The 23,979-nt window shown below is 69.0% G+C and carries 23 protein-coding genes, 1 tRNA gene and 1 other RNA gene; 12 read left to right on the forward strand and 13 right to left on the reverse strand.

What is annotated here, in order from left to right; all coding sequences use genetic code 11:
* Window positions 1-154 precede the first annotated feature (154 nt).
* Together BO226_RS22755 and tgt are read left to right on the forward strand one after the other, a co-directional pair.
* The gene (locus BO226_RS22755) at window positions 155-1,393 is read left to right on the forward strand and encodes an MFS transporter (protein ID WP_019290300.1); all 1,239 of its coding nucleotides are present in this window, start codon (window positions 155-157) and stop codon (window positions 1,391-1,393) included.
* Window positions 1,390-2,649: a tRNA guanosine(34) transglycosylase Tgt gene (gene tgt, locus BO226_RS22760; RefSeq protein ID WP_006552517.1), complete on the forward strand. Its 1,260-nt coding sequence runs from the start codon at window positions 1,390-1,392 to the stop codon at window positions 2,647-2,649. The genes BO226_RS22755 and tgt overlap by 4 nt, the downstream gene beginning before the upstream one ends.
* Window positions 2,650-2,668: 19 nt before the next feature.
* Here tgt and BO226_RS22765 read toward each other — a convergent pair whose 3' ends face one another.
* From BO226_RS22765 to BO226_RS22785, 5 genes are all read right to left on the reverse strand, one after another.
* Window positions 2,669-3,400 carry a queuosine precursor transporter gene (locus BO226_RS22765; RefSeq protein ID WP_033097971.1) on the reverse strand — a complete coding sequence of 244 codons (732 nt, stop codon included), beginning with the start codon at window positions 3,398-3,400 and terminating at the stop codon, window positions 2,669-2,671.
* Window positions 3,401-3,525: 125 nt separating this feature from the next.
* On the reverse strand, window positions 3,526-4,278 hold the full coding sequence (locus BO226_RS22770) for an RDD family protein (protein WP_071936136.1): 753 nt from the start codon (window positions 4,276-4,278) through the stop codon (window positions 3,526-3,528).
* A gap of 111 nt (window positions 4,279-4,389) precedes the next feature.
* The gene (locus BO226_RS22775; protein WP_006552514.1) at window positions 4,390-5,316 is read right to left on the reverse strand and encodes a hypothetical protein; all 927 of its coding nucleotides are present in this window, start codon (window positions 5,314-5,316) and stop codon (window positions 4,390-4,392) included.
* Window positions 5,317-5,402: 86 nt separating this feature from the next.
* Window positions 5,403-6,335, reverse strand: coding sequence for a tRNA glutamyl-Q(34) synthetase GluQRS (gluQRS, locus tag BO226_RS22780; protein WP_071936137.1), 933 nt, complete (start codon window positions 6,333-6,335; stop codon window positions 5,403-5,405).
* A gap of 9 nt (window positions 6,336-6,344) precedes the next feature.
* Window positions 6,345-7,244 (reverse strand): LysR family transcriptional regulator, encoded by a 900-nt coding sequence (locus tag BO226_RS22785; protein WP_071936540.1) that lies wholly within the window; start codon window positions 7,242-7,244, stop codon window positions 6,345-6,347.
* A 123-nt stretch (window positions 7,245-7,367) separates the two neighbouring features.
* On the opposite strand from BO226_RS22785, the gene BO226_RS22790 reads away from it, so the two are divergent.
* Both BO226_RS22790 and BO226_RS22795 read left to right on the forward strand, forming a co-directional pair.
* A complete protein-coding gene (locus BO226_RS22790; RefSeq protein ID WP_064256675.1) occupies window positions 7,368-8,756 on the forward strand; it encodes an MFS transporter in 1,389 nt (462 codons plus the stop codon).
* Window positions 8,753-9,490: a 3-hydroxybutyrate dehydrogenase gene (locus BO226_RS22795; RefSeq protein ID WP_006552511.1), complete on the forward strand. Its 738-nt coding sequence runs from the start codon at window positions 8,753-8,755 to the stop codon at window positions 9,488-9,490. The genes BO226_RS22790 and BO226_RS22795 overlap by 4 nt, the downstream gene beginning before the upstream one ends.
* A 53-nt stretch (window positions 9,491-9,543) precedes the next feature.
* On the opposite strand, the gene BO226_RS22800 is transcribed toward BO226_RS22795, so the two are convergent.
* Both BO226_RS22800 and BO226_RS22805 read right to left on the reverse strand, forming a co-directional pair.
* Window positions 9,544-10,128, reverse strand: a complete 585-nt coding sequence (locus BO226_RS22800; RefSeq protein ID WP_024102753.1) for a TetR/AcrR family transcriptional regulator — start codon at window positions 10,126-10,128, stop codon at window positions 9,544-9,546.
* Between the two features lie 53 nt (window positions 10,129-10,181).
* Complete coding sequence (locus BO226_RS22805; RefSeq protein ID WP_064061177.1) at window positions 10,182-10,847, reverse strand: YoaK family protein; 666 nt, start codon at window positions 10,845-10,847, stop codon at window positions 10,182-10,184.
* A 138-nt stretch (window positions 10,848-10,985) separates the two neighbouring features.
* Between BO226_RS22805 and BO226_RS22810 the strand changes: the two genes are divergently transcribed.
* Window positions 10,986-12,029, forward strand: a complete 1,044-nt coding sequence (locus tag BO226_RS22810) for a GmrSD restriction endonuclease domain-containing protein (protein ID WP_071936541.1) — start codon at window positions 10,986-10,988, stop codon at window positions 12,027-12,029.
* A gap of 23 nt (window positions 12,030-12,052) precedes the next feature.
* Here the strand turns inward: BO226_RS22810 and BO226_RS22815 are convergent, their stop codons facing one another.
* Complete coding sequence (locus BO226_RS22815; protein ID WP_006552507.1) at window positions 12,053-12,316, reverse strand: hypothetical protein; 264 nt, start codon at window positions 12,314-12,316, stop codon at window positions 12,053-12,055.
* A gap of 85 nt (window positions 12,317-12,401) precedes the next feature.
* Window positions 12,402-12,489: transfer RNA gene (locus BO226_RS22820), tRNA-Ser, on the reverse strand.
* Between the two features lie 117 nt (window positions 12,490-12,606).
* On the opposite strand from BO226_RS22820, the gene ffs reads away from it, so the two are divergent.
* From ffs to BO226_RS22845, 5 genes are all read left to right on the forward strand, one after another.
* An RNA gene (ffs, locus tag BO226_RS22825) (signal recognition particle sRNA small type) lies at window positions 12,607-12,701 on the forward strand.
* 47 nt (window positions 12,702-12,748) lie between these two features.
* On the forward strand, window positions 12,749-14,041 hold the full coding sequence (locus tag BO226_RS22830; protein ID WP_071936138.1) for an aminotransferase class I/II-fold pyridoxal phosphate-dependent enzyme: 1,293 nt from the start codon (window positions 12,749-12,751) through the stop codon (window positions 14,039-14,041).
* Window positions 14,042-14,431: 390 nt separating this feature from the next.
* A complete protein-coding gene (locus tag BO226_RS22835) occupies window positions 14,432-15,781 on the forward strand; it encodes a hypothetical protein (RefSeq protein WP_232238014.1) in 1,350 nt (449 codons plus the stop codon).
* Between the two features lie 22 nt (window positions 15,782-15,803).
* Complete coding sequence (locus BO226_RS22840; RefSeq protein ID WP_006552504.1) at window positions 15,804-16,376, forward strand: HhH-GPD-type base excision DNA repair protein; 573 nt, start codon at window positions 15,804-15,806, stop codon at window positions 16,374-16,376.
* Window positions 16,373-17,149 (forward strand): trypsin-like peptidase domain-containing protein, encoded by a 777-nt coding sequence (locus BO226_RS22845; protein WP_006552503.1) that lies wholly within the window; start codon window positions 16,373-16,375, stop codon window positions 17,147-17,149. The genes BO226_RS22840 and BO226_RS22845 overlap by 4 nt, the downstream gene beginning before the upstream one ends.
* Before the next feature lie 21 nt (window positions 17,150-17,170).
* Here BO226_RS22845 and BO226_RS22850 read toward each other — a convergent pair whose 3' ends face one another.
* The 3 genes from BO226_RS22850 to BO226_RS22860 are packed head-to-tail and all read right to left on the reverse strand — an operon-like array spanning window position 17,171 to window position 20,078.
* A complete protein-coding gene (locus BO226_RS22850) occupies window positions 17,171-18,277 on the reverse strand; it encodes an LLM class flavin-dependent oxidoreductase (protein WP_071936140.1) in 1,107 nt (368 codons plus the stop codon).
* Entirely contained in the window at window positions 18,277-19,122 is an 846-nt protein-coding gene (thiM, locus tag BO226_RS22855) for a hydroxyethylthiazole kinase (RefSeq protein WP_006552501.1), read from the reverse strand. Before thiM ends, BO226_RS22850 begins: the two co-directional genes overlap by 1 nt.
* A gap of 59 nt (window positions 19,123-19,181) precedes the next feature.
* Window positions 19,182-20,078, reverse strand: a complete 897-nt coding sequence (locus BO226_RS22860) for a sulfurtransferase (protein WP_071936141.1) — start codon at window positions 20,076-20,078, stop codon at window positions 19,182-19,184.
* A gap of 124 nt (window positions 20,079-20,202) precedes the next feature.
* On the opposite strand from BO226_RS22860, the gene BO226_RS22865 reads away from it, so the two are divergent.
* Entirely contained in the window at window positions 20,203-20,892 is a 690-nt protein-coding gene (locus BO226_RS22865) for a GntR family transcriptional regulator (RefSeq protein ID WP_071936142.1), read from the forward strand.
* Window positions 20,893-20,896: 4 nt separating this feature from the next.
* Here BO226_RS22865 and BO226_RS22870 read toward each other — a convergent pair whose 3' ends face one another.
* Window positions 20,897-21,541, reverse strand: a complete 645-nt coding sequence (locus BO226_RS22870; protein ID WP_006552498.1) for a PadR family transcriptional regulator — start codon at window positions 21,539-21,541, stop codon at window positions 20,897-20,899.
* A gap of 131 nt (window positions 21,542-21,672) precedes the next feature.
* Between BO226_RS22870 and BO226_RS22875 the strand changes: the two genes are divergently transcribed.
* Window positions 21,673-23,949: a DNA polymerase III subunit gamma and tau gene (locus tag BO226_RS22875; protein WP_071936542.1), complete on the forward strand. Its 2,277-nt coding sequence runs from the start codon at window positions 21,673-21,675 to the stop codon at window positions 23,947-23,949.
* The last annotated feature ends 30 nt before the right edge of the window (window positions 23,950-23,979 follow it).

The following is a 23,979-nucleotide window of genomic DNA, read 5'->3' on the forward strand; positions in this document are numbered from 1 at the left end:
AGATGGCGGAACTCACGTCGCCGCGGGGAGAAGTGTGAGGCCGGGCTGCCCCAGAATGGAGGCTGCCCCCGCGTCGCTCCCCCAGCGCGCCCGCGTCCCGGCCCGCACGACCTCCGGCTCCGGGACCCTCGACAGATCGAAGGTTTCCTCACCGATGACCACCACGGCTTCCGGCCGCCCACTCGACGATCCTGCCCACACCGACTCCGGACATCCCGCGCGCACGCTCGTGATGTGGGCGCTCGCCCTCGGTGGGTTCGGGATCGGAACCACCGAGTTCGTCGCCATGGGGTTGCTCCCCGAGATCGCGACGAGCATCGGGGTCTCCGAACCCACCGCGGGCCACGTCGTCTCCGCCTACGCGGCCGGTGTCGTCGTCGGTGCCCCGCTCATCGCGACGATCGCCGCCCGCGTGCCGCGCAAGACACTGCTGGTCGCGCTGATGGTCGCGTTCACCCTCGGGAACGCCGCCACGGTGCTGGCCCCGAACTACGGTCTGCTCGTCGTCTCCCGCTTCGTCGCCGGCCTGCCGCACGGCGCGTACTTCGGGGTCGCCGCACTGGTCGCGGCGCACCTCGCCGGACCCGGTCGCCGCGCGCGGGCGGTGTCGCTGGTGATGATGGGGCTGTCGGTGGCGAACGTCGTCGGGGTGCCCGCTGCCTCGTGGCTCGGCATGGCGCTGGGCTGGCGCGCGGCGTTCGTGCTGGTCGCGGTGATCGGAGTGGCCACCATCGTCGCTCTCGCCGCCTGGGTGCCGACACTGTCGATACCGACGACCAGCGTGCGGGTCGAACTCGGGGCGTTGAAGAGCAGCACCGTCTGGCTCACGCTCGCCGTGGCCGTCATCGGCTTCGGTGGTGTGTTCGCGGTGTACACCTACATCAGCACCACGCTGACCGACGTCGCCGGAGTGTCGAGATCGCTGGTGCCGGTCGCGCTGATGCTCTTCGGCGTGGGCATGGTCGTCGGCAATGCCATCGGTGGTCGCGTCGCCGACCGCGGTGTGATCCCCGGCGTCTACGCGTCGATCACCTCGCTCGCGGTGCTGCTCGCGCTGTTCGTCGCCGCAGCCCACAACCCGTGGACCGCCTTCGTGATGGTCTTCGGCCTGGGTGTCGGATGCGCCGCGGTGGGCCCGGCCCTGCAGGTGCGGTTGATGGACGTCGCCGAGGACGCCCAGACGCTCGCGGCGTCGCTGCACCACGCCGCGTTCAACCTGGCCAACGCGTTCGGTGCGTGGATCGGCGGGGTCGTGATCGCGGCCGGGTTCGGCTACACCGCTCCCGCCGCGGTCGGTGTGCTGCTGGCGCTCGCCGGTGTCGCCGTGTTCGCGATCTCCGTCCGCCGCCGCGAGAAGGCCGCACCTTCCCGACGTGATTGGATACGGAAGTGACCGATTCCAGCATTCCGACCCCGCCCGATCCCTTCTTCACGGTCGGAGCGCGTCTCGACAACGGACTCGGCCGCACGGGCACGATCCACACCCCGCACGGAGACATCCGCACCCCGGCCTTCGTCCCGGTGGGCACGAAGGCGACCGTCAAGGCGGTGCTGCCCGAGACGATGGCCGAGCTCGGCTCGCAGGCGTTGCTCGCCAACGCCTACCACCTCTACCTGCAGCCCGGCTCCGACATCGTCGACGAGGCCGGCGGGCTCGGGAAGTTCATGAACTGGCCCGGTCCGACCTTCACCGACAGCGGCGGCTTCCAGGTCATGTCGCTCGGAGCCGGGTTCAAGAAGGTCATCGCGATGGAGTCCGTCGGTGTCCAGAACGACGACGTCATCGCCAAGGGCAAGGAGCGGCTCGCCCACGTCGACGACGACGGGGTGACCTTCAAATCGCACCTCGACGGGTCGCGGCACCGGTTCACCCCCGAGGTGTCGATGCGTATCCAGCACGAGCTCGGCGCCGACATCATGTTCGCCTTCGATGAGCTCACGACCCTCATGAACACCCGCGGCTACCAGGAACGCTCCCTCGAACGGACCCAGGCGTGGGCGGTGCGGTGCATCGCCGAGCACGAGAAGCTCACCGCCGAACGCGCTCGCCGCCCCTACCAGGCGTTGTTCGGCGTCGTGCAGGGCGCGCAGTACGAGGACCTGCGACGACAGGCCTGCCGGGGCCTCGAGTCCATCGTCGGCGAGACCGGCCGCGGATTCGACGGGTACGGCATCGGCGGTGCGCTCGAGAAGCACAATCTCGGCACGATCGTGCGGTGGTGCACCGAGGAGCTGCCCGAGCACAAGCCGCGACACCTGTTGGGCATCAGCGAACCCGACGACATCTTCGTCGCGGTCGAGCACGGCGTCGACACCTTCGACTGCGTCAATCCGTCGCGGGTCGCGCGCAACGCCGCGATCTACCACCCCGACGGCCGGTTCAACATCAACACCAGCCGTCACCGGCGCGACTTCACGCCGATCGACGAGAACTGCGACTGCTACACCTGCCGGAACTACACGCGCGCGTACATCCACCACCTGTTCAAGGCGAAGGAGATGCTCGCCTCGACGTTGTGCACGATCCACAACGAACGGTTCACGGTGCGCCTCGTCGACGACATCCGGGCGAACATGGAGAACGGCACGCTCGCCGAGTTCAAGGCCGAGACGCTCGGCCGGTTCTACGCGAGCCGGCGTCGGGCCTGAGTCGTCAGGGCGTGAGTCGTCAGGCGTAGGAGGGTTCGCGCTTCTTGACGTACGCGATCACGCGGTAGGTCACCGGGAGCACGACGATCTCGACCAGCGTCTTCCACAGGAACCCGACGATCACGAAGTTGACGAAGTCGGCCCAGGTCGTGATGCCGATGGCCCCTGCGGCGATCGAGCAGAAGATGAGGGTGTCGGCGAACTCGCCGACGACGGTCGACCCGATCAGCCGCGCCCACAGGTGCTTCTCCCGGGTGCGTTCCTTGATGCGGACGAGCACGTACGAGTTGAGCAACTGCCCGACCGCGTACCCGGCGAGCCCGGCGATCAACATCCGGGGCACCACACCGAGCACGTTCTCGAAGGACTCCTGACCGGCGTAGAAGTCGGCCGGGGGCAGCTGCTGCGTGATCCAGAAGCACAGCGCGGACAGCGCGACCGCCCCGAAGCCGTAGAAGACGGCGCGGCGGGTGGCCGCGAAGCCGTACACCTCGCTGAGCACGTCGCCGAGGATGTAGGCGAGAGGGAACAGGAAGAACCCGCCGTCGGTGATGATCGGCAGGATCTGCAGCGGCCCGACGGTGAGTTCGGAGCCGGTGAAGAACGCGATGCCCTTCGTCGCGGAGATGTTGGAGATCATCAGCACCGCGGTGAACAGCACGACGATCCCCGTGTACGGGCTGCGTCCCACGCGCGCGAAGGCGGCGTGGTCGAAGAGGGCGGGGGAGGTGTTCGATCCGTGCTCGGTCACCCGGACATCCAAGCATCTCCGCGGGGTGATCACGAAGTTGCGGACCGTCTGTACGTGCGCGAACACCCCATATGCGACGAACGGGTCCCGTCCTGACGAGGACGGGACCCGGAGCGCACGGGAGATCAGGACTTGCGTACCCGGGTGCCGCCGGCGAACTTGTCGTGGAAACCCTGCTTGTTGCCGTCCTGCTCGATGGTGACCGCGATACCGATGTATGCGGCGAGCGACAGCAGACCGGCGAGGAAGCCCAGCAGCGGGACGCCGGTGAGGATCTGCAGCGCGACGAAGGCGTTGCGCTTGGCGGCCTGCTCGAGGGTGGGGTTACCACCGGTAGGGCCGGCGACCGACAAGCCGAGGAGCTTCTTGCCGATGGTCGCGCCCCGAGCGGACTCCATGTACGTCCAGTAGCCGAAGGCGACGACACCGCTGACGACCGTCATGAAGAAGTCCACGAAACCGCTTCCACCGCTCGCGAGGATCATGATCGCGCTCAGGATCCCCATGGGGATACCAACGATGAGGCCGTCGATGATGCGGGCGCCGAGACGCGGGAGCAGTTCCCCCGGGGTGCCGGCACCGAAATTCGGATCCGGGCCGGGGAATCCCGGGCCGCCGAACCCACCGTCCTGCGGCGCCCCGTACTGGGGTGCACCGTACTGAGGAGCGCCGAACTGGGGCGCACCGAATTGGGGCGTTCCGTTCTGCGGGCTTCCGTACTGAGGAGCGCCGTACTGGGGGCCACCGTTCTGGGGCGCGCCGTACTGCGGGAACTGCTGGGTGTAATCGGGCGGGGTGGCGCCGTACGAGGGGGCGCCGGGATGAGCGCCCGTCGCCCGAGGATCCTGCTGAGGGGGTGGATAGCCACCAGTGGTCACTTATGTCTCCCTTGTCGCGATCGGCATGGCAACGCGCCACGGTACAGCGTGCCGTGGCGCGTCGGTAGATATGCCTACGGATGCGACGGGAGGGTCCCCGCCGGGGTTGTGTCAGGCCGCTACGGGACCACCCGTGGTGACCCGGTAGGCGTACGTGACGGCGATGATCGACACCGGCACGGTGACCAGCAGGCCGATCAGGCACAACAGGGCACCGAGGAGATTGATGCCGAGCAGTGCGAGGGCGAGCAACACCAGCGTTCCCGCATTCGATTTGACGGCATTGAAGCTCGACTTGATCGCGGTGACGGCATCCTGATTGCGATCGATGACGAACTGCATCGTCCACCACGCGAAGAACGCGAACACCAGGCCCGGGAGGATGCACAGCACGAGACCGATCGACGTGCCGATGCCCACGAGCAGACCTGCGAGGATGACCGCACCGATCGGGCCGATCTGGAGGAACGTCCCGAAAGCGGGGCGCTGTCCGTCGGTTTCGGCCAGCGCACCGCGCACGAAGGCGGCCTGGATCAGGTATCCGACGATCGCCGAGACGATGCTGCCGATGGCGCTCAGGAAGGTGAAGTCCGTCGCCTCACCGGTGAAGTCGAACCCGTTGAAGATGCCGCTGATCAGGCCCTGGATGACGAACGCGGCAAGCATGAAGACGATCCACACGCCGGCGTTACCGCTGAACTTCGACCAGCCGTAGGAGATCGCGTCGCCGACATTCAGCTGATTCGGAGGCGGACCACCGAAGCTCCCGGCGCCGTACGCACCCGGAGGGGGCGGGTAGTCACCACCCGACGGGGGAGGCGGATAGTTCCCCGGCGGCGGGTAGGACCCACCCGGCGGCGGGTAGTTGCCACCCGAGGGCGGGGGGTAGTTCCCCGGAGGGGGGTAGTTGCCGGGCGGCGGATAGTTCCCACCCGGCGGGGGAGTGCCACCGCCCGAGGGCGGCGGATAGCTTCCGGGTGGCGGATAACCACCCGGGTTCTTCGGATCCTGATTCGGGTCGTAACCACCGGTGGTCATGGCTGCCTCTCGTCTCCGGGATCGGACACTTCCGAGAGAGTACGGACATCACCTCGGGTCCGCATCCGCTATGTCCGCATCGTGTCCTATCGGATGCCTTCCTCCGACGGGGTGAACACCCACGGATCGCGGGGGAGTCTCACGGGATTCCAGCGGTCCAGCAACAGTTCCGGCGACACGGGCTCGCCGGGGTCGGCGAGTCGCAGCGACACGGCGATCGTGCCCAGCACGTCGGCGGCCGTGTGACCGAGCGCGAGCTGATCGGCCAGTGTCACCGCGCCGTCCCGTTTGGCCAGTCGCTTACCCTCCTTGCCGAGCGCGAGCGGCACGTGCGCGTAAACGGGTTCCGACAGTCCGAGAAGGTGTGCGAGACAGGCCTGCCGGGGCGCGGAAGTGAGCAGGTCGTCTCCGCGTACCACCTGATCGATGCCCTGGTCGGCGTCGTCCACCACCACTGCGAGGTTGTACGCGGGGGTTCCGTCGTTGCGGCGCAACACGAGATCGTCGACGATGCCCGTGAAATCTCCGTGCAGCAGGTCGTGGACGGTGAACCACTCCTCGGTCGCCCGCAACCGGATCGCGGGGGCGCGGCCGGAGGCTCGGCGCTCGGCCCGCTGCTCGTCGGTGAGGTTGCGGCAGGTGCCCGGATAGGCGCCCGCAGGGCCGTGGGGTGCGGAGGTGGCCTCGAGGATCTCGCGTCGGGTGCAGTAGCACTCGTAGGTCAGACCGGCCTGCTCGAGCCGCGCGATCGCCTCGTCGTACAGGCGCCGGCGGCGGGACTGGTGGACCACCCGGCCGTCCCAGTCGAGACCGATCGCCGCGAGATCCGCGAGCTGGCGTTGCTCCGCGCCGGGACGCACCCGGTCGAGATCCTCGACGCGGACCAGGAACCGACGGTTGGTCGACCGTGCGAACAACCACGCCAGGACGGCGGTGCGCAGATTGCCCAAGTGCAGGTCGCCGGAGGGACTCGGTGCGAAGCGACCCGCTCCTGCTTCGTCCTCGTCCGAAAGTGACACCCGTGCACTCTATCGAGCGACCCCCAGGAGTACCGCTCGCTGGGCGTGCACGACCTCCCGGATCGCCGCGACCGCGGCCGCGACCTCCGGCTGCCGCAGCGTCTCCGAGCGTGCGACGAGCCAGTAGGCCAGACGCGCCTCGACCTCGCCGGGCAGGACCCGGACGAGATCGGCGTGCCGATCGGCCATGAAGCACGGCAGCAGACCGAGTCCTCCGGCGGCGCGGGTCGCTTCGACGTGCACGAACACGTTCGTCGAGCTGATCGAATCCTGCATGTCGGGGGCGATGCGCCGCGCGACGTCGAGATCGTCGACCTGCAGCATCGAATCGATGAAATACACGAGGGTGTGCTCACGCAGGTCGCGGACCGACGACGGGGAGCCGTGCGTGGCGAGATAATCGCGCGAGGCATACAGGCCCAGGTTGTAGTCGGCGAGACGGTGCGCTTCGGCCCGATGCACCTGCGGGCGTCCCACGACCACCTCGATGTCCATGCCGGACCGCTGCTGTGAGGCGCGACGGGTGGTCGCGACGATCTCGACGGAGATACCCGGATGGCGTTGCCGCACGAGCGCGCCGGCCGGGGCGGCGATGTAGGCGCTGAAGCCGTCGGTGGCGGAGATACGCACGACGCCCTCGAGGCGGCGCTCACCCCGGGGGTTCCGCAGACTTCCGACCGCGGCCTCGATGCGTTCGGCGGCCTCGAGCGCCTCGCGACCGCGGTCGGTCAGTTCCCATCCCGCCGCCGACCGCGTGAGCACGCGACCGCCGAGGCTGCGCTCGAGCGCGGCGATCCGCCGGGAGATCGTGGTGTGGTTGACGCCCAGGTCGTCGGCGGCACTGGTGAACCTGCCACTGCGCCCGACGGCGAGCAGGACGAGGAGGTCATCGGCCGAGGGCACGCTCATGTGTGCAGTTTTGCAGATCGCATCTGCGAATCGCGTCATTGTGGATGCAAATGTGCGTACCGATACTCGGCATATGTGTTTGGAAGTGTTCCCCGTCACACAGTGTCCCGGGAGGGTGCAGGCATGAGCGTCGAACAGGCACGAACGGATGGACCGGAGAGTTCACCGTCGGCATTGCGCAGGGTCGTCGGTGCGTCCATGGCGGGCACCGTCGTCGAGTGGTACGAGTTCTTCCTCTACGGCACCGCCGCGACCCTCGTCTTCGCCAAGGTCTTCTTCCCCGACGGCGGCAACGAACTCGACGCGATCATCGCGGCGTTCGTCACCTACGCCGTGGGCTTCGTCGCCCGGCCGCTCGGTGGGATCGTCTTCGGCCACTTCGGTGACCGGTTCGGACGCAAGCAGCTGCTGCAGACCAGCATCATCATGGTCGGCGTCGCGACCTTCCTGATGGGCTGCCTGCCGACCTTCGGTGCCATCGGGTACTGGGCGCCGGCACTGCTCGTGACGCTCCGGTTCATCCAGGGCTTCGCGGTCGGCGGCGAGTGGGGCGGCGCGGTACTGCTGGTCGCCGAACACAGCCCCGATCGCTCGCGCGGATTCTGGTCGTCGTGGCCGCAGGCCGGTGTGCCGATGGGCAATCTCCTCGCGACGATCGTCCTGCTCGTCCTCACCACCACGTTGCCCGAATCGGCCTTCCTGTCGTGGGGCTGGCGAGTCGCGTTCTGGCTCTCGGCCGTCATCGTGCTGATCGGCTACTACATCCGCACCAAGGTCACCGACGCCCCGATCTTCCTCGAGGCGCAGCAGGAGGCCGACAAGCTGAAGGAGACGTCGTTCAACGTCTTCGAGGTGCTCGAGCGCTACCCGCGCGGCGTGTTCACGGCCATGGGCCTGCGGTTCGCCGAGAACGTCATGTACTACCTCGTCGTCACCTTCTCGATCACCTATCTGAAGATCATCGTCGGTGCCGACACCAGCCACATCCTGTGGTGGATGCTCGCCGCGCACGCCGTGCACTTCGTGATCATCCCGATGGTCGGACGACTGTCGGACACGCTGGGACGCCGTCCCGTCTACATGATCGGTGCCGTCACCGCCGGTGCCTGGGGCTTCCTCGCCTTCCCGATGATGGACACCGGCAACAGTGCGTGGATCATCTCGGCGATCGTCATCGGACTCGTCTTCCACTCGTTCATGTATGCGGGGCAGCCGGCGATCATGGCGGAGATGTTCCCGACCCGCATGCGCTACTCGGGCGTCTCCCTCGGCTACCAGGTCACCTCGATCGTCGCCGGGTCGCTCGCCCCGATCATCGCCGCGAGTCTGCTCAGCCGCTTCGAGTCGTCGGTCCCGATCTCCTTCTATCTGCTCGGCTCGTCGCTGATCACGATCGTCGCGGTGATCGTGGCCCGGGAGACGAAGGGCATCTCGCTGCGCGACATCGATGCCGCGGACGCGGAAACGGTCGCCCAGAAGAAGGCCGCCGAGAACGCCAGGATCTCGGCATGAGGGCCCGCACCGCACTCGTGACCGGTGGTGTCGGCGGGATCGGGGCGGCCTGCGCCCGCGCCCTCGCCCGGCAGGGAGTCCGCGTGACCGTCGCCGACGTCGACGAGGTCGCCGCGAAGACGCTCGCCCACGAGATCGGGGGAGAGGCGTGGGGTGTCGACCTGCTCGACACCGACGGCCTCGACGGTCTCCGCCTCGACGTCGACATCCTCGTCAACAACGCCGGCATCCAGGTGGTGCGGCCGGTGGAGGACTTCGCCCTCGCCGACTTCCGCCGCATCCAGACGCTCATGGTCGAGGCGCCGTTCCTGCTCGTGAAGGCCGCGCTGCCCGGCATGTACGAGCGGGGCTTCGGCCGGATCGTGAACATCTCGTCGGTGCATGGGCTGCGGGCGTCGGCGTTCAAGGCCGGGTACGTCACCGCCAAGCACGGCCTCGAGGGGTTCTCCAAGGTCGTCGCGCTCGAAGGCGGTCCCCGTGGCGTGACGAGCAACTGCGTCAATCCGGGTTACGTCCGCACCCCGCTGGTGGAGAAGCAGATCTCGGAACAGGCCCGCGCGCACGACATCCCGGAGGATCGCGTGCTCTCGGATGTGTTGCTCACCGATCAGGCGGTGACCCGGCTGGTCGAGCCGGAGGAGGTGGCCTCGCTCGTGTCGTGGCTGGCCTCCGACGAAGCCGGGATGGTCACCGGCGCGTCGTACACGATGGACGGCGGCTGGTCGGCCCACTGACAGGACGGTCCGACTGCAATCACCGACCCGCGTCCCGGATTCCGGGGCGCGGGTCAGTGCGCGTCGGCGCCGTCGAGGACGAGTTGGACCTGGGCGTGCAGAGCGTGGGTCAGATACTCGCGCGGGTAGAGCTCGGGGCTCGCCGCCGCGTCGAGTGCGAGCCCGTTCGCGGCCGAGAGCAGCAGAGCGGCCCGGGTCTCCGGGTCGGGTGTACCGGCGCGGATCAATACGCGCGCTATGCCCGTGCGGATCGTGAACAGGGTGGCGGTGCGGATGGCGCTCAGCGTGGGGGAGGTGACCGCCCGCACGGCGAACGCCGACATCACGTGCACCTCGCTGCCACGTTCCTCGTCGAGGGGGAGCAGCTGGCTGAGCGCGGAGAACAGGGTGCGCGCCGGATCGATGTCGGGATCGACGTTCGTCAGCCGGTTCAGCACCCGGTCCGAGAGCGTGCGGAACGAGTACGCGAGCATCTCGTCCTTGGTTGGGAAATGGTGCTGCACCGCCCCGATCGAGACCCCTGCCTCGTTGGCCACCTCCCGCACACTCGCCGCGTCGAGACCGTTGCGTGCGGCCACGTCGAGCAGGGCCGCAGCAAGCCTGGTGGGGCTGGTGGTGATGTAGGGGCGCGTGCGCATGAGGAGCACCGTAGCCGAGCTCTCCACCATACGAACGTACGGGGAGGTGGGAATCACACCCCGTCGGTGAGCTCGCGATCTGACAGGAAACGGACCGACACCGTCAGCGCGGCTGCGAACGCCGCTGCGATCCACAGGGCGTGCAGCCCCAGCACCCGGTGGGCGAGCGCGCCGAGAACGGCGCCCGTCACCAGGCCGCCCCACAGGCCCAGATAGGGCAGCCAGCTCCAGCGCGGACCACCGAAGAACGCCGCCGCGATCCGCTGCCCGATCTTGACCAGCGCACCCGTCATGTAGGTCAGGGCGACGGTCGTCTCCCCGTGCCGCCGGAACACCGAGTTCTCCGTTCCCATGGCCAAGGTCATCGCGATCACGGCGACCGGCGTCCAGTCCACGAAGACGGCCGCGGCGGCGATCGTCAGCAACACGGTCACCGTCGCGAGGACGGCGGTCTTGCGGGTCCGCCGGTCTCGGTCGGTCAGTTCCGCTACCACGCTGCCGAGAATCACTCCGAGCACGAACAGCGCGAGCACACCGCCGATGAGGGTGACCGTCTGCCACGCACCGTCGGCCGTCCCGACCGCGAAGCGCGTGGAGTTGCCGCTCATGAACGACACGAAGACGCCGCCCAGGGTGATGAAACCGAGGGCATCGATGAACCCTGCGAGAGAGGACAACGCGATCGCGAGTCCCTGCAACTGCCTGCCGTAACCGACCACCAGACGATAGTAGGAACCGTTCCCGCCGGATGCCGACGACGTCGGCTCGCGGATACTTACGCGGTGTAACGACCGGGCGTTGCGGGCGCGATGGACAAGGGGAGCCGTCCGGCGCCGTCGTTCTCAGGAGTTCCCTCGATGTCCTTGCCCCGCTTGTCGTCCCGGCTGTCCCTGCTCGTCGTCGCGACGGTCGCGGGTCTGACCCTCACCGGTTGTGATTCGACCACCGAGGACACTTCCGTCGCTCCGGCGGCGACTTCCGAACAGTCCCCGGTGCCGAGCTCCGAAACCCCCACGACGACACCGTCCCCCACCACGACGCGCTCCACCTCGACGACCGCACCGAACCCGGCAGCGTCGGCGGATTCGTCGGAGGCCCTGGCCCGGCTGGCGACCCTGCCGATCAAGGGGCGCGCGCCCAAGACCGGGTACAGCCGCGACCTGTTCGGCCAGGCGTGGAGCGACGACGTGTCGGTGGAGTTCGGGGGCAACGGCTGCGACACCCGCAACGACATCCTGCGACGCGACCTCGTCGATATCGTCTACCGGCCCGGTACCCGCGACTGCGTCGTCGCGTCGGGAACCCTGAACGACTTGTACACCGGTACGACGATCGCGTTCACCCGCGGGCAGGACACCTCGACCGCGGTGCAGATCGACCACGTCGTCGCGTTGTCGGACGCGTGGCAGAAGGGCGCGCAGCAACTCGACGCGGGCACCCGGGCCGATTTCGCCAACGACCCGCGCAACCTCCAGGCCGTGGACGGGCCGACCAACCAGCAGAAGAGCGACGGCGACGCCGCCACCTGGCTGCCGCCGAACCGCGCGTACCGCTGCACGTATGTCGCGCGGCAGATCGAGGTCAAGGCGATCTACGGCCTGTGGGTGACGCAGGCCGAGCACGACGCGATGGCGCGGGTCCTCACCGAATGCGGAGGTGGGGCTCCCGCAGCTGCACCCGCGCCCACCACGACGACGCGCCAGGCGCCCGCACCCTCGCCGGCTCCTGCTCCTGCTCCTGCACCTGCGCCCGCCCCCGCCGAGCCGGCCCCTGCTCCGGCGGAGGTGTATTACAAGAACTGCGCGGCGGCCCGGGCCGCGGGAGCCGCACCGCTGTATGTGGGAGAGCCCGGCTACCGGCCGAAGATGGACGGTGACGGGGACGGCGTCGCCTGCGAGTAGCACACACCGCCGTGATCTCTCGGTCAGCTGAAGCGGTGGGTGAGATTGCGGCGCATGCGGTGCAGCTCGCGGAGCTGGGCGCCCAGCCGCTCGACCTCGGCGTCGAACCGGCGCGCCCGGTCCACGGCCCCCACCCGGTGTTCGGCGAGGGCCTTCTGTTCGGTCTTCTCGATGGCTGCGGACACCTCGTCGATCTCCCGGTCCAGCATCTCCACCCAGACCGAAGCCTGCTCGTGGTCGGCGTCGCCGCCGAGCGGGAAATTGTCGTCCGCGGTCACGAGACGCATCGTGCCCGAGATCGGCCCGGTACGCGAACAGGGGGACCGGAAAAGTAGAAACCCCGTGGGACGCTGTGCGCCCCACGGGGTTCCGTGGCGGAGGATAGGGGATTTGAACCCCTGAGGGCGTTAACCCAACCCGCGTTCCAGGCGAGCGCCATAGGCCACTAGGCGAATCCTCCGTGGGGAAGCATACCGAATGGAGACCCCAACTTGCCAAACGGGCACGTCGCACCCTGATTCCAGGGGTGCTGCGGGGGCGGGTTCGCCGCCGAGGCGCTCGTTCCTCTACACTTGCCGATGGATCCCGCGCGGCGCGCATCCTGTGAACTCCCCCAGGGCCGGAAGGCAGCAAGGGTCAACGGGCTCTGCCGGGTGCGCGGGGTCCTCTTAATTTCCGCCGATGCCCGTGTCACCGTGCACGGTGAAAGGTCCCTCCGCATGCCTACGCAGACCCAGTACGGGTTGATGAGCCATGAGGAACTCGTTGCAGAGCACGAGCGCCAGTCCGCCAACTACGAACGGTTGAAGTCGGAGAAGCTGACGCTGGACCTGACCCGCGGCAAGCCCTCGCCCGAGCAGCTCGACCTCTCCGCGGAGTTGCTGTCGCTGCCGGGTGCCGACGACTTCCGCGACGGCAACGGCACCGACACCCGCAACTACGGCGGCCTCACCGGCCTGCCCGAGCTGCGCGCGATCTTCGCCGAGCTGCTGAACATCCCGGTCGAGAACCTCGTCGCAGGCAATAACGCGAGCCTCGAGATCATGCACGATCTCGTCGTCTGGTCGTTGCTGCACGGCACCGTCGACTCGCCGCGCCCGTGGTCGCAGGAGTCGGTCGTCAAGTTCCTGTGCCCGGCGCCCGGCTACGACCGGCACTTCGCGATCACCGAGTCGCTCGGCATCGAGATGATCCCCGTGCCGCTGCGCGAGGACGGCCCCGACGTGCGGTTCATCGCCGAGCTCGTCGCGAACGACCCGCAGATCAAGGGCATGTGGGCTGTGCCGACCTACTCGAACCCCACCGGCGCGGTGTACTCCGAGGAGGTCGCCCGCGAGTTGGTGTCGATGCCGACGGCCGCTCCCGACTTCCGCATCTTCTGGGACAATGCCTACGCGGTGCACCCGCTCACCGAGCACCTCGCGCCCGCGATCGACATCCTCGGTCTGGCCGCGCAGGCCGGTCACCCGAACCGCGTGTTCGCGCTGGCGTCCACCTCGAAGATCACCTTCGCCGGTTCGGGCGTGAGCTTCTTCGGCAGCTCCACCGAGAACCTCACCTGGTACCAGAAGTACCTGGGCATCAAGACCATCGGTCCCGACAAGGTCAACCAGCTGCGTCACCTGCGCTTCTTCCGCGACGCCGAGGGTGTGCGTGCCCACATGGCCACGCACCGCGAGATCCTCGCGCCGAAGTTCGCGCTCGTGCGCCGCATCCTCGAGGAGCGTCTCGGCACGTCGAAGGTCGCGTCGTGGACCGAGCCCGAGGGCGGCTACTTCATCAGCCTCGATGTCGTCGAGGGCACGGCGGCCCGCGTCATCGCCCTGGCGAAGGAGGCGGGTATCGCGCTGACGGGTGCCGGTTCGGCGTTCCCGTACAAGAAGGACCCCGAGGACAAGAACATCCGCCTCGCACCGAGCTTCCCTTCGCTCGGTGAGCTCGAGAAGGCCATGGACGGTGTCGCGACCTGCGTGCTGCTGGCCGCAGCGGAGAAGGCGCTCGCCGACAAGTAGTGCGTGGGTAGGTACGCAACGCGAGGACGAGGCTCGCAACATCGGCAGTCACTGCCGGCGTTGCGAGCCTCGATTCTTTGTTGCGTACCTCCGTCGACAAGAACCTGCACTCCGGGTGTGAGTTTGTTCCCAGCCTGTGGATAAAGTTGTGCACAACACGTGGACGGGCGGTGGACAACTCGGATCGGCCCTGGTCGGGGCATTCTCGGTGCCCGCCGTCACCGCGACTTGCTTTCCCCTACCGACCTGACATACTCGCTGGTCAGGGTCGCCGCATACCGTGCGGCGGGTTCGGAAGTGGTGAGTGTGATGGAAAACCGCGCTCTCGTGAATTCCGGAGTCGGCGTATCGGCCGTCGGATCTGTCACGGGGTGTCTCGGTGGACTGAAGGTGTTCCTACTGGCGCTCGACATCGAGGCGGCGCCCGAGACGCCCCCGCGGGTCCCACCCGTCGAGAAGGTGGAGCCCTTCCTGCCGGCACGCATCGCCGAGCAGCCCGAGACGGACCACGGTGTGCGTCCGCCGTGCCTGCTCGCGTTCCGGCACGTCGTCGACCCGACACGACCGGAGATCTCGTTCGGTGCGTCGACGGGGTCGCTGCGTGAGGCGCCGGACACGACCCGACCGTATGTGGGACACCCCGCGACGTGCGTGTCGCTGTGGGACGTCCCCGGCCACGGTCTCGTCCTGGCGCTGGAATCGCTGTCGGACCACGGGTCGCCGCTCGTCGACTGGCGCAGCGACCCGCTGCAGGACCGCGACGGCGCCGGTCTGCGCCCGGTGCTCGGCGAGTTCCTCGCGCCCTTCGAACTGACCGCCGACGCCTGCCTGAACGACGTGTTTCCCGGACTGAACAGGCGGTTGTGTGCGCCGACGACCTATCAGCCCCTGCACGAACTCGTCGTCCACCGCCACCGGGGAGTCGGCGATCGCGAGGTCGCCGAGGGCATGGTCGTGGAAGTGGTCTCGAGCGGCGGCGAACGCGTCCGCTCGCTCGTCGACGGCCCGCGCATCGGACCGGAGGCCCGCGCGGCGGCACGGTCCTGGGGTGTGTTGTGGAAGTGGGACCGGGTTCCGCTGGTGGACCGGCCCGTGCAGCCGGGAGCCACCATCGCCGTGCGGGAGGACTCCGGTGCGGTGCTGTTCGACCTCGAGGCCACCGCCCTCGGCAGCGACTATGTCGGGCACGGCACCCGCGAGATGATCTACGGGCTCATCCCGTGGGTGGCGGTGCGGGCCCGGGCCTCCGCCGACTACTGGACGACCATGGAGCATCTGCGCCACCCCGACGGGCTCGGCGGCGATCGGCTGGCCACGGTCCTCGACGACATCGCGATCATGCAGGCGCGCCGGATGGAACGGGCCCTGCTGCGCAAGGAATCGATCCACGACGACCGGTTCCACTCGTGGACGCAACCCACCCAGCTGCGAGCACTCATGGCCGGCCGGGTCGCCGACGAGTTGGCCGAACTCGACGCGGAACTGTCCGAGGCCGTGGACATCGTCGAGCACGCCCTGCTGCGCAGTGCCGAGTTGCGCGGTGCGAGGCATACCCGCTTGGCCAAGGGCTGGTCCGCGGCGGCGTCGGTCATCGCCGTCGTGGCGTTGTTCGCCGCCCTGGCCGCCGTTCCGGACACCTCGCAACCGACGCTGTTCCCGCACTGGCTGCATGCTCTGACCACGTCGATCGCGCTCACCCTGGGCATCGTGATCGCGGTGGTCGTGTGGCGCCGCCCCTGACGCGCAGGGCATGATCGTCTGCATGTCCTCGACGCTGAACCTGGTCGGAGATCCCGACGCCGACGCACTGCTGGCCGAGAACCCGCTGGCGCTTCTCATCGGCATGCTGCTCGACCAGCAGGTGGCGATGGAGGTCGCGTTCGCGGGACCGAAGAAGCTCGCCGACCGTCTCGGCGGTCTCGACGTGTACCGCATCGCGTCGGCCGACCCCGACGAGTTCGTCGCGGTGTGCGCGCAGCAACCGGCCGTCCACCGGTTCCCCAAGTCGATGGGACAGCGGATCCAGGCGCTGTGCGCGGCGATCGTCGAGGACTACGACGGCGACGCCTCCGCACTGTGGACGTCCGGCGACCCGGACGGCAAGGAAGTGCTGCGGCGGCTGAAGAAGCTGCCGGGCTACGGCGACCAGAAGGCACGTATCTTCCTGGCGCTGCTCGGCAAGCAGATGGGTGTGCGGCCCGAGGGATGGCGCGAGGCCGCCGGCGACTATGGGCACGAGGATGCGCGCCGGTCGATCGCCGACGTCGTCGACGAGCAGTCGCTGCGCGAGGTGCGCGAGTTCAAGAAGTCGATGAAGGTAGCGAAGAAGTCATGAGACGCGTCGCAGCGGTGTGCGGCGCCGCCGTCGCCTTCGCCGGGGGAACCGTGGGCGTGGCCTCGGCCGGCGGGGGAGACGACCGGGTCGTCCTCCGGCCCGGCGACGGGATCGTGTTCTCCGCGGAGCCGACACCGGGTTGGTGTTCCGTGGCGGCGGTCGGTCACGACGACGCGGGTCGGCTCGTCGCGATCACGGCGGGGCACTGCTATCAGACGGGATCGTCGCCCGTCTGGAAGGTCGAGGAGCAGCACCGAGGGCCGATCGGAACCGAAACGGACGTCGCGAGTACGGGTTCGGTCGATCAGCTGGGATTCCCCACCGACGAGATCGCCGACTACGCGGTGGTCCTGCTCGACGAGACCCGCGTGCGGGGATCGAACACGTCGGTGCCCAACGACCGGGGAGAGCGAGTCGTGCTCGAATCGGTCGCGGCGTTCGGCGAAGGCGAGCTGCCGGCCGGAACACATTGCGCGGCAGGGCGGAGCACGTCGGTGGCCTGCGCGACCGGCGATGTGCGGGTGGACGGGAACCTGATGTCCTCGCCGCTGCTCATGCGACCGGGCGATTCCGGCGGGCCGCTCGTGCGTACCGAGACGGGCGAATGGATGGGACTGTCGGTGGGTTACCGGTTCCCGCAGACCGCGGTCTCCGACGACCGGCAGGTTCCCGACACGAGGTTCGCCGCCTACCAGCGGGCCGACCGGATCCTCGCCGAGATCGACGCGCGCGACGGGATCGGCTCGGGGTTCCGTCTCGTCGACACCCCCTGACCGATCCCGCCCGCGTTACCGTCAGAGCTTCTCGAAACGCGGAATCAGGTGTTCGGCAACGTTTTTCGCCTCGTCGATGAGCGGCCATCCGGCGAGGATGAGGGAGGTCGGTCCGGTCGCGTCGCGCAGGGTGCGCACGTGGCCGGTGATCTCGTCCGGGTCGCCGACGTAGTAGACGGCCGACGATCCCGTGGCGAAGATGTCCAGCGGTGACCACGCGGTGATGCCCGCGTAGAGGCCGTCGCCGAGATACAGGTCCTCGGGTTCGGGCAGCTTGCCGGCGTTGATGGTGTCGACCCAGCCCTGCCGCTGCGCGTCGCGCGCGGTGAAGGTCTTCAGGTCCTGCTTGCCGTGCGTGCGGCGGCGCACCGCCTTGTCGAGCACGTCCTGGATCTGCTCGATGCCGGCCTTCTCGAACAGCGACCGGAACCGCTCGATCGCTTCGTCCCGGCTCGGGCGCACGATCACACCGGACAGTGCGCCGAAGTCGGTGTACTCGCGTCCCTCCGCAGCAGCGGATTCGCGGGCAGCGGTGAACTTCTGCGTGACGAACGAGGTCTCACGCAGCATGATCAGATAGGCGTCGAGGATCTTGCCGGCGTTCTGCAGACCGGCGGGGGAGTCGCCCGTGCCCCACAGCGGGACCGAGTGGTCCGCAGGAGCATCGATACGCAACGGGGTGTTCGGGAAGTTCGACTCGGTGCCCTCGGCATAGATGCGCCGGAACTCCGCCCAGTACTTCTCACCGAGCTCGTACCGCCGGTCGTGCTCGACGTTCATGTCGTACTTGGTGAGGATGTTCTCCCGGCCGTTGACCGAGTTGATCATCAGGCGACCACCGCTGAACGCGTCGAAGGTCAGGGCCTTCTCGGCGAGCAGTCGCGCGGGCATCATGTTCGCGTAGATCGCGACGAGGAACTTCATCCGGCTGGTGTGCGCCGCAGCCCAGGTCGCCGAGATGAAGGGGTCGTTCGGCCAGGTCGCGACGAGCGCACCTTCGAAGCCGCCGTCGTCGATGGTCTTCGCGAGTTCGATCTGCCGCTGCCCGTCCACCGGGTACAACCCGCCAGGGCTCCAGGGGTAGTCGCCGTCGGCCTGGGTGAGATACCAGAAGGTCTTGAGGGGCATTACTTCGTGTCCTTCGAGGGGAGTTCGAACGGTTCGACGCGGGCGCGGGCGCGCAGCGTGCCGGCGTCCACGGCGAACAGGGCGTCGAGGTAGGCGACGGCGAAGGAGCCGGGGCCGGTGGAGTTCTCCTCGGCGATCTCGGACGCCACGGCGACGTGCGTGTGGGCGGCCGCGAGGCCGACGAGAGGGGTCTCCGCGACCGCGAGATAGGCCGCGACGAGTCCACCGAGGGAGCATCCGGTGGAGGTCACGCGCGGCAACATGGCGCTGCCACCGGCGATGCGCAATCCGACGATCCCGCCGTCGCGGTCGCGGCCGACGAGGTAGTCGACGGGACCGGAGGCCGACACGGCGTCCGCGCGATCGAGCAGCGCGAGCGCGGCAGGCACGGCAGCAGCGGCCTCGTCGGCGCTGTCGACGCCGCGCGTGTCACCGCCCAGACCGGCCAGCGCGATGATCTCGGAGGCGTTGCCGCGGATCGCGGTGGGACGGAACTTCAGCAGGTCGGCGGCGAGAGAGGTGCGCCACGCCAGTCCGCCCACGCCCACGGGATCGAGGACCCACGGGGTGCCGGCGTCGTGCGCGGCCTCGGCCGCGCGGGTGAAGGCCACCGAGGTCTCGTCGAAGGGCGTGCCGAGGTTGACGAGCACTCCACCGGCGATGCGCGCGAAATCGCCTGCCTCGTGGGCGTTGTCGATGTGCGCGTTACTGGCGCCTGCGGCGAGCAGCACGTTGGTGAGGAAGTTGGCCGAGACGATGTTGGTCAGCGAGTGCACCAGCGGCGTCTGCGCGCGCAGGGCGTCGAGGGTGACGGCGAGATCGTCGACGGTGGGGGTCGTGGTCACGGGAGATCCTGTCGGGAGGAGGGGAGGGGACGAAGCCGGTCAGGATCGCGGACATCGCATCATGCGTCGCCCTTCCCTTCTCCGAGTGTCCGCATGGGGAGTGCGGGGTCGGCGGTCCACTCCTCGAGGGATCCGTCGTAGACGGCGATGTCGTCGTGGCCCGTCCGGACCAGTGCGAGCGCCACCAGGCAGGCCGAGACGCCGCCACCGCAGTAGAGGATCAGGGGCCGGGAGGTATCGGCGAGGGCCTGCTCGGCCAGCTCGGCGATCCGATCGGTGCTCCGCAGGACGCCGTCGGCGAGCAGGCTCTTGGCCGGCAGGTTCCGGCTCCCGCCGATGTGCCCGCGGCGCGCGTAACGAGTGGTGGCGGTGCCTGCGAACTGCTCGGCGTCGAGCGCACAGACGAGGGTGCCCGGTGCGTCACCGGACACCACGGCGAGCACGTCGTCGCGATCGCGCCACAGGCCGTGGTCGGGCAGCCCGGTCCGGGATGTGGTGGCAGTGCGCTCGGCGGCGTCGCCGGTTTCCACGGGCAGGTCGAGCGCGGTCCAGCGGGCGAAGCCGCCGTCGAGGACGCGGGCGGAGACACCGATGTTGCGCAGCATCCACCACAACCGGGACGCCCAGGTCATGCCGCCGTCGTCGTAGATCACGAGGTCGGTGTCGGGGGTCACGCCGAGTTCGGTCAGGGCGGCCGCGAGGTCGTCCGGGGCGGGGCGGGAGAAGTGCAGGTCGGTGCCGGGGGCGCTGAATCCGCCGAGCAGGTCGGCGTGCACGGAGCCCGGGATGTGCGCGGCGCGCCAGGTCGCGTAGCCGGATTCCGGACGGTAGTCGCCGTCGAAACGGGGCTTCGGAAAGATGACCGTGGCGTGCAGGACCGTGTGGGCGCCGGGGTCGCTCGCGAGCTCTTCGGCGCTGATCAGCACCTGTTCGTCCCGGAAAGCCGCCTCGGTCACGCGTTGGGTCCTCTCGTCGTGTTCGAGGAGCGACGCTAAACGACGAATAACGTATACGCAAGTATTCGTAAGTCCACGGTGGCATAATCGGCGCACGTAAACGGCATGCCTACGGAGGGTGTAGATGACCGAGCAGGACGCGACGGCCGAGCTGGGGAGCTCTCTTCTCGTCGAATCGCCCACCGGGCGCGACGACCAGACCTCCAAGCAGTACCTGCGCCTGCGCTCGGACATCCTCGCGGGGAAGTTCCCACGCGGCGCCGCTCTGCACGAGACCCAGCTCAGCGAGACCTACGGGGCGTCCCGCACCCCCATCCGCGAGGCGCTCAACTGGCTCGCGCACGACGGTCTGCTCGAACGGGCCAGTCGCGGCTTCCGGGTGCGTTCGGGCACCCCCGAGGACGTCATCGAGATCTATGCGGCGCGCGTCGCGCTCGAATCCGAGGCGGCCGGCGCCGCGGCGATCCGGCACACCGATCTCGACATGGCCCGGCTCGAGCGACTGCACGATTCGTGCTGCTCAGCCACCGACGACGGCGCGGTGCGCATCGGGAACTTCCGGTTCCACGAGGCGCTGTGGCAGGCCGCGCACAACACGACGATCACGACATTGCTCGTGCGTCTGACCACCCAGCTGCGGATCTACGACTCCGGGCCGCCGTCCAACTACGGCGAGCCCGATCTGCTCAACCGGGAGCACGCGCAGATCCTCGACGCCTTGCGGGCGCGGAACGAGTCCGCGGCCCGCGAACACATGCGTGCTCATCTCGAGCGCAGCCGCGAGCAGCGCATCCGCCTCTTCGCCCGCGGCTGAGCCTTCACTCCTGATCGGACGTGTCGATGTCGCCGGCGAGGATCCGGTACAGCGACTTCTTGGCTCCGGTGAGGACCGCGTGTGCCGCGGCGACCTCGGCGTCGGAACCGCTCATCGCGACCGACCGCGTCGCGACCTGCAGTTCGCGCAGTGCGAGTCGCAGGTCGGGGGCGTCGGAATCGGGATCGTGAGCGGCGAAGGGGTCGAGGAGCTCGTTTTCCGGATCGTCGATGTACGTGCGGCCCGCATCCGTCAGTGAGACGAGCTTGCGTCCGCCCTCCTTCTCGACGGTGACGAGTCCTTCGTCCTCGAGCTGGGAGATCGTCGGGTAGATCGCGCCGGGGCTGGGGCGCCAGGCGCCGCCTGTCCGTTCGGCGATCGCTTCCATGAGCTGGTAGCCGTGCATCGGTTCGGTGCCGAGCAGGCGCAGCACGGCCGCGCGGACGTCGCCTCGCTGTGCTCGGCCGCGTCGTCCTCCTCGCGGGCCGCCGTGTCCTCGTCCGCCGCCACCGCGGTGCGGGCGGAAGCCGGGTTCGTCGTGCGGGTGGTGTCCGCGACGGCGGGGGCCGTCGGCGCGGAACGGGCCGCCGGGAAGATTTCGATCGTGCATGGCGCGGCGACGGCCGCGGGGATGTTCGTGGGTTCGCATCCGTGCGTCTCCTTCTTTGTCGATACGATCACGATAGATCTCGATATATCGTTAACGCAACAGTGGTCTCGGCCACAGATGTCGACGGACCGACCTCCGTGCATGTCGGGAGCCGCCGGTACGCTCGGCGCGTGGCTCTGTACCGGAAGTATCGACCTGCGACCTTCGCGGAGGTGGTGGGGCAGGAGCACGTCACCGTGCCCCTCAGCACGGCGCTCGACACGGGCCGCATCAACCACGCTTACCTGTTCTCGGGTCCTCGTGGATGCGGCAAGACGTCCTCGGCGCGCATCCTCGCCCGCTCGCTCAACTGCGAGACCGGCCCCACGTCCACGCCGTGCGGAACGTGCCGGTCGTGCGTGTCGCTCGGCCCGGGCGGTGGAGGCAACCTCGACGTCACCGAACTCGACGCCGCGAGCCACGGCGGTGTCGACGACACCCGCGAACTCCGCGACCGCGCGTTCTACGCTCCGGCCGAATCGCGCTACCGCATCTTCATCATCGACGAGGCGCACATGGTCACCACGCAGGGCTTCAACGCCCTGCTCAAGATCGTGGAGGAGCCGCCGGAGCACCTCATCTTCGTCTTCGCGACCACCGAGCCCGAGAAGGTGCTGCCCACCATCCGGTCGCGGACGCACCACTATCCCTTCCGGCTCCTCGCTCCCACGGCGATGCGGGGTCTGCTCGAGCAGATCTGCGGCCAGGAGAACGTGCCGGTCGAGGACGCGGTCTATCCGCTGGTCATCCGTGCCGGCGGTGGATCCCCCCGCGACTCGCTGTCGGTGATGGACCAGCTCCTCGCCGGTGCCGGCCCCGAGGGCGTCACCTACGAGCGCGCCCTGTCGCTGCTCGGCGTCACCGACGTCGCTCTCATCGACGAGGCCGTCGATTCGCTCGCGGCCGGCGAGGGCGCGGCGCTGTTCGGCACCGTCGAGAAGGTCATGGACGCCGGGCACGACCCGCGTCGCTTCGCCGTCGACCTTCTCGAACGGCTCCGCGATCTCATCCTCATGAAGTCCGTCCCCGACGCCGCCGAGCGCGGACTCGTCGACGCACCCGGCGACGTCCTCGAGCGGATGCGCGACGAAGCGACCCGCCTGGGCCCGGCCACCCTCACCCGCTACGCCGAGATCGTGCACGCCGGGCTCGGCGAGATGCGCGGTGCGACGTCGCCGCGTCTGCTGCTCGAGGTGATGTGCGCGCGCATGCTGCTCCCCGCGGCGTCCGACGCGGAAACCGCTGTCCTGCAACGCCTCGAACGACTCGAGCAGGGCATCGTCGCAGCCCCGGCGGGAGGTGTCGCGCCGAAGCCGGTGGCAGTACCCGCCGCGCCTGCCGCACCGCCCATCTCGCCCGACGAACCCGCGGCACGTTTCCAGCGTCCCTCCCAGCGCCGGGCAGCGGAGGCGGCGCCTGCCGCACCGTCCAACGAGACTGCTCAGCCCCGCGAGACTGCTCAGCCCCGCGAGGTCGCTCAGCCGCAGCCGGAAGTTCCTGCCCAGCAACCTCCTGCCCAGCAATCCCCTGCCCAGCAGGCACCGGTGCAGCCCGAACCGGCCCAGCCGGCATCCGCCCCGACACCGCCTCCCGCCGCCGCACAACCTCCCGTCGTCCCGGAGGCTCCACAGCCGCAGAGTGTGCCCGACGAGGTTGCCGCACAGGAGGTTCCGCCGCCCGCTCCCGAGGATCCGGTTGCTCCCGAGCCCGAGCCCGAACCCGCCCGCGCGGCAGGCGGTCCCGACGCGGCCCAGATGCGGGGCGTGTGGTCGGAGGTGCGCGCGAAGGTCCGCGAACGCAGCCGCACCGTCGAGGTGATGCTCTCGGGCGCCACCGTCCGATCGGTCGACGGCACCCGCGTCGTTCTCGTGCACGACTCCGCTCCGCTCGCGAAGCGACTCGCCGACGCGCGCAACGCCACGGTCATCGCCGATGCGCTGAAGGCGGTCTTCGGTGGAGAGTTCGAGGTCACCTGCGTCCACGGATCCGCTGCTGCGGAGGCGCCTGCCAGAACCCCGGCGCCCGAAAAGAATTCGCGTCCGGCGGGTCAACCGCGTTTCTCCCGGCCGAGCCAGGCGAAGAATGCCGCGCCGCCCGCACCCGCCGAAGCCCCCGCCGCGCCGCAGCGACCCGCGGCCGCACCGTCGGCTGCTCCGACGTTCACGCGTCCGTCCGTGGAGAGCGTCGACGACATCCCGCCGCCCGAAGCCCCCGACCTTCCCGACGATCCGGGCCCGGGCTACGACGCACCGCCGCCCGAACCGTCGCAGATGACGGAGGCGGACGTCGAGGAGATGTTCGCCGAGGCCGCCACGCCCGGCGACCCGTCGACGCGCCGCGATCCTGAAGAAGTCGCGATCGAACTGCTCAAGGACGTGCTGGGAGCGAAACCGCTCGACGAGAAGTAGCCGTACCGGGCCTGGAGTGGCCGACGAACG

It is taken from the genome of Rhodococcus sp. 2G (assembly GCF_001886355.1).
Taxonomy (GTDB): domain Bacteria; phylum Actinomycetota; class Actinomycetes; order Mycobacteriales; family Mycobacteriaceae; genus Rhodococcus; species Rhodococcus pyridinivorans.